11 protein-coding genes are annotated in these 15302 nt (G+C 65.1%); 6 read left to right on the top strand and 5 right to left on the bottom strand.

All coding sequences use genetic code 11. From position 1 onward, the window contains the following. Window positions 1-148: 148 nt before the first annotated feature. Together C41B8_RS10820 and C41B8_RS10815 are read right to left on the bottom strand one after the other, a co-directional pair. Window positions 149-433, bottom strand: coding sequence for an MFS transporter (locus tag C41B8_RS10820; RefSeq protein ID WP_037337754.1), 285 nt, complete (start codon window positions 431-433; stop codon window positions 149-151). A 304-nt stretch (window positions 434-737) separates the two neighbouring features. Further along, window positions 738-2048 (bottom strand): MATE family efflux transporter, encoded by a 1311-nt coding sequence (locus C41B8_RS10815; RefSeq protein ID WP_051883394.1) that lies wholly within the window; start codon window positions 2046-2048, stop codon window positions 738-740. A 176-nt stretch (window positions 2049-2224) separates the two neighbouring features. Between C41B8_RS10815 and C41B8_RS10810 the strand changes: the two genes are divergently transcribed. Further along, window positions 2225-3322, top strand: a complete 1098-nt coding sequence (locus C41B8_RS10810) for an AI-2E family transporter (protein ID WP_198025155.1) — start codon at window positions 2225-2227, stop codon at window positions 3320-3322. 205 nt (window positions 3323-3527) lie between these two features. On the opposite strand, the gene C41B8_RS10805 is transcribed toward C41B8_RS10810, so the two are convergent. From C41B8_RS10805 to C41B8_RS10795, 3 genes are all read right to left on the bottom strand, one after another. Beyond that, window positions 3528-4430 (bottom strand): YihY/virulence factor BrkB family protein, encoded by a 903-nt coding sequence (locus C41B8_RS10805; protein WP_037337749.1) that lies wholly within the window; start codon window positions 4428-4430, stop codon window positions 3528-3530. 159 nt (window positions 4431-4589) lie between these two features. Further along, window positions 4590-5612, bottom strand: coding sequence for an alcohol dehydrogenase catalytic domain-containing protein (locus C41B8_RS10800; RefSeq protein WP_037337804.1), 1023 nt, complete (start codon window positions 5610-5612; stop codon window positions 4590-4592). A gap of 67 nt (window positions 5613-5679) precedes the next feature. Further along, window positions 5680-6666, bottom strand: a complete 987-nt coding sequence (locus C41B8_RS10795) for an IS110 family RNA-guided transposase (RefSeq protein ID WP_037337746.1) — start codon at window positions 6664-6666, stop codon at window positions 5680-5682. A gap of 696 nt (window positions 6667-7362) precedes the next feature. Between C41B8_RS10795 and C41B8_RS10790 the strand changes: the two genes are divergently transcribed. From C41B8_RS10790 to C41B8_RS10770, 5 genes are all read left to right on the top strand, one after another. After that, window positions 7363-8187: an SDR family NAD(P)-dependent oxidoreductase gene (locus tag C41B8_RS10790; protein WP_037337745.1), complete on the top strand. Its 825-nt coding sequence runs from the start codon at window positions 7363-7365 to the stop codon at window positions 8185-8187. Between the two features lie 96 nt (window positions 8188-8283). Then, window positions 8284-9189, top strand: coding sequence for an Hsp33 family molecular chaperone HslO (hslO, locus tag C41B8_RS10785; RefSeq protein WP_037337744.1), 906 nt, complete (start codon window positions 8284-8286; stop codon window positions 9187-9189). Between the two features lie 435 nt (window positions 9190-9624). Beyond that, entirely contained in the window at window positions 9625-10575 is a 951-nt protein-coding gene (locus tag C41B8_RS10780) for a COX15/CtaA family protein (protein WP_051883393.1), read from the top strand. A 547-nt stretch (window positions 10576-11122) separates the two neighbouring features. Beyond that, window positions 11123-13495 carry a hypothetical protein gene (locus C41B8_RS10775; protein WP_037337743.1) on the top strand — a complete coding sequence of 791 codons (2373 nt, stop codon included), beginning with the start codon at window positions 11123-11125 and terminating at the stop codon, window positions 13493-13495. Continuing rightward, window positions 13492-15165, top strand: coding sequence for a toxin-antitoxin system YwqK family antitoxin (locus C41B8_RS10770; protein ID WP_037337742.1), 1674 nt, complete (start codon window positions 13492-13494; stop codon window positions 15163-15165). The genes C41B8_RS10775 and C41B8_RS10770 overlap by 4 nt, the downstream gene beginning before the upstream one ends. Window positions 15166-15302: the final 137 nt, after the last annotated feature.

Raw genomic sequence — 15302 nt, 5'->3', positions numbered from 1 at the left:
CACAACAGCACCTGCGCTTGTCCCTTCGGGTTGGGCCGCAAATCGCGCCCGGCGGCGTTGCGAGTCTGGGTCGTGGCTCGCCACGACGCGGCGACTCGCGCCTTGCCGGACACGATTTGCGGACGCCAACGCGGGCTCGCACGAAACCTCAACACGCCCTCAGGATCATGATCCCGACGAATTTCTTGGCGCTCCAGTGCTCGGCCAGATGCCCACCCGGAATCTGCAGGAACAAATAGCCGATAAAGAAGATGCCGCCGGCGAGGCCGGCGCCCGCCGCAGGAATATGCATCGACTTCTCGATCCCATCGAAGGCGAAGCCGATATTCGTTCGATCCATGAACGAAATGATGTAGACCAGAATGGTGAGCGGAATCAGGCGCAGCCAACGCGCCTTGGCTGCCGGTTTCTCGGGAATATCTGCGCGAGCCATGACCTCTCCTCAATATGACGGCCGCCCCCTGTCCATAGACGATCGGAGCTGGGCGCGGCGGAATGGTCCTCGTACCGCGGGTCGATCCCCCTTAAACTCTGCGCTTATATGTGCAACATACAAATAATAAGATCGTCGTATGTACGACCGGGCTATTTTTGTTCCAGGATCCTGTTTTCTCTGACTTTATCTGACGCAGGCCAGACTGAGCCGCGACGCACTCGACGCCGACGGGTCCGTCTAAGCGGGGCAGCTACGACAACGCCAGCGCTCGCTCAGACGGGCAGATCACGCGAACAGGCGCTCAGGCGCCGCCGATGGCCCAGGCGCCGGAATGCGTCCGCCAGACCGTGGCCACCAGCCGCGCGAGGAGAAATACGGTGAGGCCGGCCCAGATGCCCAGCAGCCCCCAGCCGAAGGCATACGACAACCAGATCAGCGGCAGAAAGCCGAGCAGCGCGGCGCCCAGCGTGGTCGTCCGCAGAAACGCCGTATCCCCGGCGCCGAGCAGCACGCCGTCCAGCGCGAACACGATGCCGGCCACCGGCTGCTGGACGACGAACAGCCACCAGGCATAGGGGATCTGGGCCAGCACGGCCGCGTCGTCGGTAAACGCATGCGGCAACACCGGGTAAGCCGCCGCGAAGAGCGCGCCAAGTGCGATGCCCAGCAGCAGGGAATAGCCGGTGATCTGCCAGGCCACGGCGCGGGCATGATCGGTGCGCTCGCTGCCGAGCGCGGCGCCGATCAGCGCCTGGGCTGCGATCGCCAGCGAGTCCAGCACGAGCGACAGGAACGACCATAGCTCGTAGACGATCTGATGCGCGCCGGCGGCCGCGGCCGAGTAGCGCGCGGCGACCGCGGCCGCCGACAAAAAACAGATCTGAAACGACGCGCTGCGCAGGATGAGATCGCGCCCGAGCACCATCTGAGCCCGCATCACTGCGAGGCTCGGCTGCGTCATGGCCCGCTCGCGCCATAACGCGATCACGAACAGAATCGCCGCAATGGTCTGGGCGATCACGTTGGCGATCGCCGAACCGGCCAACCCCAGCCCGACCGGATAAACCAGGATCGGGCAGGCGATGGCCGAGGCGATATTGGCCGCCAGCACATAGCGCAGCGGGCGCACCGTATCCTGGACGCCGCGCATCCAGCCGTTGCCCGCCAGCGTGATCAGAATGGCCGGCGCCCCAAGCAGTGCGATACGCAGCCATTCGGTCGCGGCATCGGCGATCGGCGCGCGGCCGGCGAGCAGTTGGGCCAGATCGTGGGCGAACAGCTCGCCAAGCACGAACACGAGCACGCCGACCGCGATCGCCAGCCATGTGGCCTGGCCACCCTCGGCCACTGCCTCGGCCCGCCGGTTAGCGCCGTACAGCCGCGACGTACGCGCAGTCGTGCCGTAGGACAGGAACGTCAGCTGGCTGGTCAGCACGCTGAGCATGGTGCCACCGAGCGCGAGCCCGGCCAGCGGCACGGCACCGAGATGGCCCACCACCGCCGTATCAATCAGCACATAAAGCGGCTCGGCCGCGAGCACGCCGAGCGCCGGCACCGCCAGCGCCAGGATGCGGCGCAGTGTGACCTCGGTTTCGGCAGTCGATTCAGCCATGCGGGATCGCGCATCGGAGCAGCCGCGCAGTTTGCCATATCACCCGCGGTCCGACGCTTGGGCAGTTGTCCGGATGACCCGGGGTCCCGGATCGGGCGATGATGACGCAAGCAAACCCGAGGCAACCCGCGCGAGCGATCGCGAGCATGGCCGACGACGATACAGGACCGATTCCGATGATCCGATCGCAGCGCGACACGCGCGACCTCCGTGATTTCTGGCGCCGTTGCCTGATCGTGGCGGCGACCGGTATGGGCAGCATCGCCCTGCTGTGGTTCGTCTGGACGGTCGGCCACGCGCTGCTGCTGATCTTCGCCGCCTTCCTCGTCGCCGTCGGCCTCGGTGCGCTGGCCCGACTGGTCTCGAAGCTGACCGGCCTGTCGCGTCACCCCGCTGTGATCAGCGTTATCACGGCCATGGTGCTGCTGGTGGCCGCGGCGATGACGCTGGGCACGATGAACGTCGCCGCCCAGGCGCCTCAATTGCAGAATCAGGTCGCACAGTCGATCGATGCCTTGCAGGGCAAGCTGCGCCATTACGAGATCGCTACCCATCTGTTCGATTCGTCGATGGGATCGAAGAGCGGCAGCAGCTCCGGCTCTACGCCGTCGCTGGGCGAACATCTGACCAGCGAATTATCGAGCGCGGCGACCGTCACCATCACCTCGGTCACCGATCTGTTCGTCGTACTGATCATCGGTATCTATCTGGCGCTGCGGCCGAGCCTCTATTACGACGGCCTGCTTCGCCTGTTTCCACCGGCGCGCCAGCATCGAGCCGACCTGATCGCCCATGAAGCCACCGACGCTGTGCGCCGTTGGCTGAGTGGACGAGCGATTTCCATGGGTCTGGTCGGCTTGGGCAGCATGGCCGGCCTCTGGGCGATCGGCATTCCGTTCCCTCTGCTGCTCGGCCTGTTGGCCGGCGTGCTGACCTTCATCCCTTATCTCGGCGCGTTGGTCTCGGCGATTCCCGCGCTGCTGATCGCCGGCATGCACGGCGTTTGGCCCATGCTTTATGTCGGCGCGCTTTATCTCGCGCTTCATCTGATCGAAGGCTATGTCCTGGCCCCGCTGATCCAGCGGCGCACCGCCTCGATCGCGCCCGCGTTCCTGCTCTCGGTCCAGGTTCTGGGCGGCGCCATCGCCGGAGTGCTCGGCATCGCCCTGGCCACGCCGATCGCCCTCGTGATCGCCGTGACGATCCAACTGTCCTATGTTCAGGATGTGATCGGCGAAGAGCCCCATCTGCCGGGCGATACCCCTCGCGAATGACGCCCGCTTGGCCGAAGGTGGCCAAGCCTCGGCTTGCAATACAGCGGGGGCCTGTCCGTCTTCTGTTTGCTTCGGCGCGTAGGGCCGGGGCCGGGACACGTCCGGCACCCAGTGCTCGTCGGCACTGTAGCCAGCAGGCGGCTGGGCCCGCTTATCCACGAAAACTCTTTTATTTTCTTAGACCTACAGCTGTCGTGGTGTCGGGTTAGGTTTCCGGCGGCACGTCGCAGTAGGCTTCGAGCTGGGCGTTGAACTCGGCGCCCACGAGCACCGTCATTACGGTGACGTAGGTGAGCGTCAGCAACAGCACGACGCCGGACAACGAGCCGTACATCGCGGTATAGGAATCGGAATAGGCCAGAAACACCGAGAACAGAATCGACGCGATGGCCCAGAAGGCCACCACCAGCCCGGCGCCCACCCGAACCCAGCGCCAGCGTGGCGACGGCCGATCGGGTACGAAGCGATATAACGCCGCCAGACCGAAAAACAGCATCAGGCCGCCCAGAATCATACCGCCCGCGCGCGCGCACTCGGACAGCCATAGATCGCCCCAGTACACCTGCGCGGCGATGGGAAATCCGATCGCCAGCATGGACACGACCACCAGGCCGGTAATCACCGCCAGCGCCAGTGCCAGCGAACGAAACAAATGACGCCAGCCGCCGACCGCAATCGATTGGCGGTAGGCCGCGTTGAGCGACACCATCAACGCGCCGACGCCCTGCTGGGCACACCAGACGGCGACGACGAGGCTGAACACGCCGGCCCCCCAGAGCGTCGGCGCGGCGCGCGTGGCCACGTTGTGCATCTGGTTGATCATCGAGATGACCACGTCGGCCGGCACGAAACCCGACAGCGACTTCATCTGCTGAACGACGAACGCGGGATCGGCCAGGAGCCCATAAAACGCGACGAACGCCGAGACGGCCGAGAAGATCGCAAACAGCGCGAGAAAAGAAATCGCCGCCGCATCGATGCTGACTTGATGCCGTCCCACACCCCGCGCCACACCGCGCAGAATGGCCGCCCAGCCGACCGCTGGGATATCGCTGGGCCATTCCCGGCGCGATGAGCCGGTGCCGCGCGACTCACCCTGGCTTGGCATGTGGGCCTCCGGAAATCAAAACAATGCGTGCATCATGCCGCAGTCGGCCACGAGCCGGCCAGACGCGACCGCTATTGAACGCCACCGGCCAAACCGCTGATGTCCGGGCACAAATGCGTCGAACGGCACGCATCCGCCAAGGCCGGCACAATCGATGCATCAGGCGGTGCCGATCATCACCTTCAAATGCCGCCCCTTGTCGGCCGCGCTGGCAAATGCGGCCTCGAAATCCTCGAAGGCATGCCGGCCGGTGATAGCCGCAGCCAGGCGATCGTCGGCCAGCACCGCGGCCACGGCCGAGTCGAACTCGTCGACAAAGCGATAACTGCCGGCCAGATCGATCTCGCGCGTGATCAGTCGGTTGAGATCGACGCCGGCGGTCGGCAGAAACCCCACCTGCACGATACGCGAACCCGGTTCGACCAGGCGCATCGCCATGTTCAACGCCGGCGCGGCACCGGCGGCCTCGATCGCGACATCGAAGCAGGGATCGGCCGCCAGCGCGTCGATCGCCGCCTCATCGGCCGCATCCAGCACGTCGACCTCGGCCAAGTTCGCCACACGCTCACGCGCCCCGGCTTCGATATCGGCCACGGTCACGCGGGCAGCACCGGCGCGCAACGCCGCGATCGCGGTCAGCGCGCCGATAGTGCCGCCGCCGGTGACCAGCACGCGCGCCTGCGCCACGCCGGCCCGGTTCACGGCATGAGCGGCGATCGAATACGGCTCGGCCAGCGCGGCGCGGGCCAGATCGACGTCATCGGGCAACACGACGCACTGGCTGCGATCGACTACCGGGCGCTCGGCAAAGCCACCCTCGGTATGCGGGCGGTAGGCCGCGCTGCCCATGTAGCGCATGGAAAAACACAGATTCGTGCGGCCGGCCCGACACATTCGACACGTGCCGCAGGACAACGCGGGATTAACCGCCACGGGCGTGCCGATCGCCAGATCGGCGACCTCCGCCCCCGTTTCCACCACGCGCCCGGACAGTTCGTGGCCCAGCACCATGGGATCACGCAGGATCGAATTGCCGGCCCGGCCTTCGGCGACATAATGCAGATCGGAGCCGCAGATCCCGCCGTAGGCCAAGGCGAAACGCACCTCCCGGGGGCCGAGCTCGCGCTCGGGCACCTCGTCAAGACGCAGATCGCCGGCTCCATGAATTACGTAGGCACGCATGTCGATCTCCTCGTTGCCGCGGGCGGTCATCATGCTAGATACCATCTTGCGTGCCCCAACCCAAGGGCTATAGAGAAGCGGCTTGGGGTTGATACGGCATTTGGTGTTTGAGCACGCCAAAGGCCGTGTGTACGAGTTTTCGCATGGCGGCCCCGAGGGCACTCATCGCCGGCTTGCCACGGCGGGGCAGGCGCTGGGATTGCGCTGCGATATCCGGGGTGTATCTCAGGCTCACGACGGCGGCCATGTAGAGCAACCGCCGCAGTTTGGGCGCGCCGGTCTTGGAAAGATGGGGCCGGGCGCGTACGGAATCGCCCGATTCCCAGGGTATCGGCACCACGCCGATGAAAGCAGCGGCTTGGCGGGCACTGGCGAAGGCGCGACTGCGCAGCGTCGTCATCAGGCGCAGAGACACCGCCGGCCCGACGCCGGGAATCGATTGCAGCAATTGCTGATCGTTTTTCAGATCGGGATGGCGGTCGATATGATCATCGATATCGCGCGCCAGCCGGTCGCGCTCGGCGCGTAGCGCTGCCAATACGGTGTCGATCGAGGTCATGACCTCGGTCGCCTGAGTGACTTCGGCTTTTTCTCGTCGGTTGGCTTCGCGCTGGATGTCGGTATCCAACGCTTCAAGACGAGCCACGAGCGCTTTGAGTTCCCGGATGGCCGTCGGCTCGGGCGCCCATAAGGCCGGTTGCTGGGTTGCGCCATAGCGCGCCAGCACCACGCTGTCTTTCTTATCATTCTTGCCGCGCACGCCCAGACTCTTGGCAAAATCCCGAATGTGCGCCGGATTGATTACGGAGACCTGGGCACCGGCTGCATGGAGCGTCTGGGCCAGCGCCTCGTGATAGACCCCGGTGGCCTCCATTACGACGTGGATATCCGACAGCGGCCGGCCCGTCTGGTGCTCCACCCAATCCTGCAAGGCGGCGAACCCGGCCGCATCGTTGTTCCAGACCTTGGTCTTGATCTTGCCGGTCGCTGGATCCCGTAGCCAGGCGCCATCGAGCTTGCGTTTGCTGACATCGATACCGATATAAGCGGTCATCTCGCGCGTTCTCCTTGTTCGTGCAGCCTCACCGCCTCTGGCGGGGGCTTGGAACCCATTCAAACTATCGAGATGAAATCGACCGGGGGCATGATCTAACGCGCAGGCTATGGGCCTCAGGGCGTGTGGATGCTCCCCCGGCCGAGCACAGTGGACTGGTAGCTAATCAGCCCCCCGGGGCAAGACACAAGGGCGTGTTGAGGTTTCGTGCGGGCGCCGCGTTGGCGTCCGCAAATCGTGCCCTGCAAGGCGCGAGTCGCCGCGTCGTGGCGTGCCACGGCCCCGACTCGCAACGCCGCCGGGCGCCCCTAGTTAATTTTTTATGGGCGGCCCAACCCGAAGGGACAAGGGCCCTTAAATTAACGACACGACGGCAATACAGCGTTATCGCTCTCTCGCGTAGAACAACTACGCCACGGTCGCTACGCCTCGTCTTGCCGCCCCTAGTTAATTTTCAGGGAGCGCTTGGCGCGGACTCGCACGAAACCTCAACACGCCCTGGGTCTGTTGAGGTTTCGTGCGAGCGCCGCGTTGGCGTCCGCAAATCGTGCCCGGCAAGGCGTGAGTCGCCGGCTCTGGGCGAGCCACGGCCCCGACTCGCACGAACCCCCAACACACCCGGACGAACGGCCCGCTTTACGCGGCGCTCACGTATGTTTGATAGTCGAATATCACATCCGCAGCCCGGGCTTCGACATGGCGCGCAATGTATTGATCACCGGCGGCAACAGCGGCATCGGCCGGGAGATGGCGGCCGCGCTGGCCGCCCGTGGCGATCACGTCATAATCGCCTCTCGCGATCTGGCGCGATCGCAACGCGTGGCCGACGAAATCCGCCAAGATGACCCGGACGCCGAGATCGAGGCCATGGCGCTGGATCTCGGCGATTTCACCGATATCGATCGTTTCGCCGAACAATTGCTCCAGCGCATGCCGACCATCGACGTGCTGATTCTCAACGCCGGTCTGTACACCCACGGCACGCGCTCGTTGCCGAACGGCCTCGAGGCCATGATCGGTATCATGCATTTCGGCCATTTCCGGCTGGTACAGAAGCTGCGCGATGCGGTGATCGCGGCGCCGGCCGGGCGTATCGTGGTGACCGCGTCGCTGGCTCATCGGCTCGGTCGCCTGCGCTTCGAAACCTTCGATGCGCCGCGTAAACACTGGGCCGCGGTATTCGCGTACGGCCAGGCCAAGCTCGCCAACATCCTGTTCACGCGCGAACTCGCGCGTCGGCTGGCCGATACATCGGTCACGGTCAACTGTTTTCATCCGGGGCCCGTGGCCACCGGCCTGTGGAGCGAACTGCCGGTCATCATCCAGCGCGCCTTGGGCTCGGTGCTGATCGGCCCCGCCGAAGGCGCCGACACGGGTATCTGGCTGGCCACCGCCGAGGAGGCCCGACGATTCAATGGCGAATACTTCGTGAAACGCCAGCCGGCGCGTACCACGGCGGCGGCCCGCGACATGGATCTCGCGGCCGCCCTATGGCGAGAAAGCGAAGCCCGCATGACCTAACGCCCTCGTCCAGCGCCGCCTACGGCATGCCCGCGGACATTGAATAAGTCGCCCACAATGCCTATCTCACGGGCATAGACTTCAGGAGTACGTCGCATGGCCGCCGATCAACTGCAACGCTTTCTCTTTGACGGGACCGCTGTGCGCGGCGAGATCGCCCAGCTCGAGTCGACCTATCAGGAAGCCCTCGCCAATCACGACTACCCCGAGCCGATCCAGCATCTGCTCGGCGAGCTGCTCGCGGCCTGCGCGCTGCTGACGGCGACGGTCAAGCTCGGCGGCACGCTCGGCATCGAGATTCGCGGCAGCGGCGCGGTCAATCTGTTGATGGCCGAATCCAACCCGGGCAACCATGAACGGGCTCAGCGCCTGCGCGGCATCGCCCGTTTCGATCACGAAGCCGTCGCTGCGGCCGGCGATACCTCCCTGCACGGCCTGCTCGGCGACGGCAAGGTCGTGATCACACTCGACCCGCGCGAAGGCCGGCGTTATCAGGGCATCGTCGCGCTCGATCAACCGACCATCGCCGGCTGCGTGGAAACTTATTTCGCCCAGTCCGAGCAGCTGCCGACCCGGCTCTGGCTGGCCGCCGACAACCAGGGCGCCGCCGGCCTGTTACTGCAGAAGCTGCCGGCGGAATCCACCTCGCTGGCGGCCGACGCGGACGGCGATGCCTGGGACCGGCTGAATCATCTGGCGGCCACCATCACCGACGATGAACTCACCGGCCTGGACACGCGCGACGTGCTCTATCGCCTGTTTCACGAGGAACAGCCGCGCCTGTTCGATCCGGCGCCCGTGATGTTCGCCTGCACCTGCTCGCGCGAGCGCTTCGGCGCCGCCCTGCACCAGCTTGGCGCCGACGAGCTGCGCGGCCTGATCGAGGAGCGCGGCGAAATCGAGACGCAGTGCCATTTCTGCAACACCACCTATGTGTTCAGCCCGGCCGATGTCGAAGCGCTGATCGAAGATCCCGACGCCTCATCGCCGACCATGCACTGACCGACAATCGGGCGCCGCGCCATACGGCCGGTGCCCGCGGTTCGCGTGGGCGTAAAACGCCTTCGCAAAGACTCTTGGGCGCCCGTTCCTCGCGTGCTCGCCAGGCGTCGCGCTCCGCCATTCCTCTCGATATCCCAACCACGGGCCGACGTGGCGTCCGCAACCGTCAGTCGCCAGGCCGGCACTACGCGGGCCGCGGTGACGGCCAGCGGGATCAAAGCGGTGCATAATATAGCGTCGGCGGCTCGGAGAGGGGCGGCGTCGCGTATTGGCCAGCTCGGGTTGCCTCCGAATCCATTGCGGCCGCGTATTCAACCGCGCATAACGGGCAACGGTGGCCGTCCGTCGCAGTTGCCCGTTCGAGGCATCGAATACATCATTGCCCCGCCGCGAGGCGCCGGCCGAGCGGACCGACCGACCCTGACGAGGAACATCATGGCTTTCGAACACGCGAATTCCGCCCCGCATTCCGATGATCCCGCGGCCGATCCGCATCATGTCGTCGAAGGCGAGCTGACCTGGCTGGTCCGGGCCGTGGGCCTCGCCATTGGCGCCGCGCTGACCTTCGGCGTGCTGCTCGGGCTGTATCAAGGCTTGACCCATACCGGAGGGCTTCGCGAACAGATCGCGCACGGTCTGTTGGTGGCTCAGATCGTGTTCGCCGCCGTATTGATCATGCTCGGCAGCATCGTCGAAGGCTTCGGCTTCGGCCTGGCGCTCGGCACGCGCTGGCCGTATACCAAGAACATCGTGATATTGACCCTGCGCGGCGACCCCGAGGCCGCGCATCGCGTGGTGGCGACGCTGGTCGGGCTGGTCGGGGTCGCGTTGGCGATCGCGAACCCCGTATACGAGATGTTTCTCGGCCTTGGTCTGATCGTGACCACCGCCTTGTTCGGCATGGGTGTGCTGTACGTGCTCGCCGGCCGGGCCCCTGCGATCGTGCACGGCACGCACGGACTGCTCGCTTATCTCGTCTTCCTGGCCTATCTGGTGCCGCTGGCCCACGCCGACATCGGACTGGGGCTGTATCTGAAGATCATCGTGCCGACCCATGCCCTGCTGTTCGCGATCTTCATGGGCGGTATCGTCACCGGCAGCCGCGGCTTCGGCCAGCCGATCGAGCAGTTCGCCATGCCCAAGCGCAAATCGCAGTGGATCTTTGCGCTGCACGGCCTCGCCGGGCTCATGGTGCTCGGCACGCTCGGCTGGTACATGCCGACTTATCCGGTGGCGTTCGCACTCGTGCTGGTACAGATCGCCATCGGCTTCATCCTGTTTCAGTCGGTAAACCTCAAACCCAAGGCGCCGGGCGCGGTGGTGGCCTTCCATCAGGCCATGGCGTTGCTCATCACCAGCGCCATCGTGATGCAATGGCATTTCTGACGCGCCCTCGCCGCTGATCTCTTCTTGAGCGCCGCCGCGGCCGTCGCGATTCGACCGGCGCCTGCGGCGGCGCTGCCATTGAAGCGCGCATAACAAGCGGTCGCGACAGTCGGCGCCCTTCCCCATTGCAATCGGCCTGCAGCCAAACTGCAACACAACGCACTGCAATTCAGGCCATGGCGCTGGTCGCTCGGAATAGGCGACCGATCCTGGCGCAGGCGCCGCCATGCCGCGGCTGGCCGGGCCGTCACTCATCATCGGGACAGTCACTCTGCTCGGCGTGCAACGCGCCCGACCGCCGGCTGATCGACCCCGCATACGAGCGCGGCGACCCCGCCCCGGATGCCCCGGTTGGCGACTGGCAACCCCGAAATGTTACGGAAAATTAACGCGCTCTAGTATATGGCGCCCAACGGTTTGCTGATGTCGCCGGATTTTGCTGCTAGGTTTGGCACCGTGATGTCGGTGGCATCGCGACCATTCACTCGAGAATCGTGTTCGATCGGCGCGGATTGACGCTATTCGGCGCTATCTCATTTGGGGTTTCTTGTCCAAGAAAGTCTGGATCGCCGGCGCGAGTGTGGCCGCCGTATTGATCGCGATCGTCGCCGGTGTGCTCTGGCTTCGCAGCGGGCCGAGCAACGTCGTACGCTTCGCACCGCCGGTCGGCGACACTCAGCAGTACCGTATCGGTCTGCGAGTCGGCCTCGCGCCGGGCGAAAGCGTGTTCGACCGCAGTGTCGTCCTGCACAGCGTGGTGCGTTATCGCGTTGCAGACCGCCGCGACGGCCAGACCACGGTGCACGTCGAACCCCGCTATATGGTCGGCCAATCCGGTCATCGCACGCTGTTCGACAGCACCCGGGCGGAGGCAGACGAAACCATCGTCGCGGCCATGCGCGACGGTTTCGATGTGACGATCGGCGAAAACGGCGACACCGAGTTCAAACCCTCGAATAAACAGGCCTGGGATCGGCTGGTGGAGGACGGCGGCGTCAGCCGCCTGGAGCAACTCCAACAACAGCTCAACGCACCCGGCGTGATGAGCGCGCTGCCGGCCCAGGTCGGTGCCAGCACGACGACGGGCGGCTTTCAGACGCTGCCGAGGATCAAGCTGACGGTCACCGAAGTCCGCCCGGATTCGATCGTCGTAGCCATCGATCGTGCTGCCGATGCCCAACCGGTGCGCGTGCCGATCGTGCCAGGCAGCGACGAAGCCATCACCATGACCCTCGATGCGCTGAAAGGGCGTATGCGGATCGATCGTTCGACCGGCTGGATCCGCTCACTGGCGTTAGTGGCCGATCAGACCGGCGAGAAAGACGGGAAGCGCATCCCGCTACATCTCGATCTGTCGATGCAGGCCCTGGACGATAATCCGGCCGCCGGCGATCGCAACAACAGCATGTCGCGCTTCGAATACATCGCCATGCAAGCTGGCGACGAGGATGACGACCGACCCGGCTACCGGCTGAAGCTGCCCGAAAGCAAAGACGATATCCCCGCGGACGCAAAAGACCAGAAAATAACCAACCCGAAGCAACTGTTCGCCTCGAAAGGCGCGATGTTCAAGGTCGATGCCCGGGACCATGAACTGCTGCTGCGCGCGCCCTACGACCTCAAGAAAAACCAGGCCGCCGGTCATCTCGCGCTGGCCGATCTGACGCTCACGGACGCCAATGGCAAGACGCTCGAACTGCCGATGGTGATGGACGAGATGCGCCTCGGCCTGGCGGGCGACAAGATCGGCACGCGCGTCACTCTGCGGCCGCTGGGCTGGGGCGCGGCCGATCTGTCGGCCATCCACGGCGTCAAAGCCGTATTCACGCGTCGGGGCCTCGGCCCGCAGACTCACACGAGCATCGAACTGGCCGATCACCCCACCGAACTGCGCCGCGGCGACGCCGTGGCCCGGGCGATTCCGGTCGAGGGCAAGCCGCATCAATGGCGGGTGGAGCTGGCCAACGGCCAGGGCCAGTTCTTCGTCGATCACAGCCAAGCCTATGAGGGGCTTGAGGTCCGATCCAGCGATGCACGCTATGGCGAACGGCTGGTGCCGGCCGAGGTGGGCATGATCGATCGGATCTCCCAGCCGCTGGCCGAGCGCGTGCAATATTCAGTGAAAGGCGAGGCGACGCGCTTTCCGCTGGCTTATATCCGCTACCACGACACGCTCGAGCGCCTGCCCGTGACCTTCACCGACGAAGAGCGGCGATATCGCGATCACAGCGCGCCGCCACCCGACCTGCATCATATCTTCGGCCTGCCGGACGTTCCTCAAAAGCCCATCGCGCTCGACGACGTCGCTCCGCGCGACGCCGCCCTGCACCGTCTGCGGCTGCGCCTGCCGGTCGGCGTGGGCGAGGCCTGCCATCTCAAGGCCAAGGCCCCGGACCTGAACGGCCATGCGTTGGTGTGGCAGCACCGCGATTCGTCCCGCCCCCAAGGCGGCGACGACGCGCCGGACGAGACGACCGCGACGCAGGACTGGGAACTGACGACCGACGACGGCGAACGGCATTATTTCTACAACACGACCGTGGACACCACGCTGCATTGCCCGGGGCAACCACGCTGGCAGCGCAGCGACTATCAACACGGCGATACGCCCTGGCTGGTCAAGATCGCCGACGCCACCGGTCAGCCGGTGGACCCGGATACGCCGGCCGCGACGTTTTTCCGGCAGTTCCGGTTTGTCGACGACCGCGGGACGCCGCTGCGGCCGATGCGGCTCGATGCCCAACCCGGAGATCATCTGGGCTCCTGGCATGACGAAGCCGAAAAAACCACGCTGGCCGACTATCTGGCCGACGATGGGACCGTGCGCTTCTGGGGCCGAGTCGCGGGCGTGCAGACGATCCGTTTCAGCGGCGAACCCATCGACAAGCACTGGCACACGGAATTCGGAGACTACGAATGAAGCGCGTCGTATCTCACGGCTGCATTCTGCTTGGGCTGTTGATCGCGGCCCAAAGCCAGGCCCAGGACGGCACATCCGACCAGGCTACCGGCCAGCCCGAGTCGCAAACCGCCGCATCGCCGGCGGCGGCCCAATCGGATTCGGTGTACTGGCTGAACAAGGACTACGGCATCGTGCCGCGAAGCCAGGCGGCCTACAAAGCAACCGTTGGCAAGCAGGACGGCGACTCCTGGCCGATCGCGATCGATGACATCGACGACGGCGGTAAAATCTATCGTGGCCATATCAACGCCGCCGATTATGCGGCCGACGACACTCATTTCGTCGGCGAATACACGACCTATCGCGACGACGATCATTCCCGGCAGGAAAGCGGCCAGTACGATGCCGCCGGAAAATTCGACGGCCTCATCACGACCTACCGGCGCGACGGGGCGGTCAGGACCAAGACCGAATACGCCCACGGCAAACGCGATGGCTGGAGCCGATTTTTCGATCGCAAAGGCCGCCTGGATACCGAAACGCACTATGTCGACGGTCAACGCGAGGGGCTGAAAAAGACCTACGTCCAGGGCCATCTGTACTGGCGCAAGCACTACCATAACGATGCGCTGGAGGGCGTCGCCGAAAAGTACGTGCATTACGGCGACAAAACGGAACGGATCGCGCAGACGCATTATCACGAAGGCCGGCCCGACGGCTGGTTCCGTTTTTACAGCGGCGGCCAGCTGGAGCACGAGATCCACTATAGCGCCGGCAAGACCGACGGCACCGCGCGTTATTTCTACCGCAATTCGGACCAACTGCGCCGAATCGAGCATTACAAAGACGGCAAGCGCGTGGGTACCTCGCACTCCTACAGCCGTTCCGGCAAACCGTCGGAAACCATCGTCTATGCCGACGACGGCAGCGAAGAGATCATCGAGCGCAAACGCTTCAATTCGCGCACCGGCCATCTGCTGCGGCACGTCTATCGCACCGGCGAAGGCAACGATCGCCGGCTCGTCCGGGCGAGCTTCGATCGTCATGGCTATCTGGAGAGTCGGTCGACGCTTTATCTCGAGACCAAGCGGCGGCGCCGGATCAAGTTCGCGGACGACGGTCGTCTGACCTACCTGGAAGAAAAACGCGACGGCAAGCGGGTCGGTGCTTACGTCGCACCGGTCGGCCGCGGCCATGTCGAACACGGCCGGTACGGCCCGGACGGTCAGCAGCAGGGCAAAGCGACGCGGATCGATCGCTACGGCAACCGGGTGGCCGTGATGCACTACGTCGACGGCCAGCTCAACGGCGAATATACCGGCTATACCCCGGACGGCGAGATCAACGAACATGGGACCTATCGCAACGGCAAACGCGTCGGACACTGGACCGTTGCCTCACCGCGCTCGGATTTGATTTGGCAGGGGCGCTACGACAACGCGTGGCGCGTCGGACACTGGGAAGCCCGGGACAGCACCGGCCAGCTCCGGGTGGCGGGCAACTACAACGACAAAGGCGGCAAAGACGGCATCTGGGTGTTCTACGACGATAAAGGGCAGCTCAAGGACTGCCCGCGCTACACCCATGGCAAACGCGGCGACACGCCCGACTTCCACGCCGCGGATACGCCCAGCGCCGCCGATTATTGCCGGGATCGGCTGCCGGAGTGGGCCAAGCCGGAGGTCTGAGCCGCACAGGGCGCGTCCGACGCGGGACGCGCCCGCTCCGGTTCCCCGGCGGGGACGCGGGTCCGTCGCGGCGACCATGGTCCGGGCCGCTCCCTTGATGAATAACCCTGTATCGCCAGGGCACTAAGCGGCATAGT

It is taken from the genome of Salinisphaera hydrothermalis C41B8, assembly GCF_000732535.1.
GTDB lineage: Bacteria > Pseudomonadota > Gammaproteobacteria > Nevskiales > Salinisphaeraceae > Salinisphaera > Salinisphaera hydrothermalis.
The sequence above is the reverse complement of the archived record's forward strand: the minus strand, read 5'-3'. Positions and strand labels throughout refer to the sequence as shown.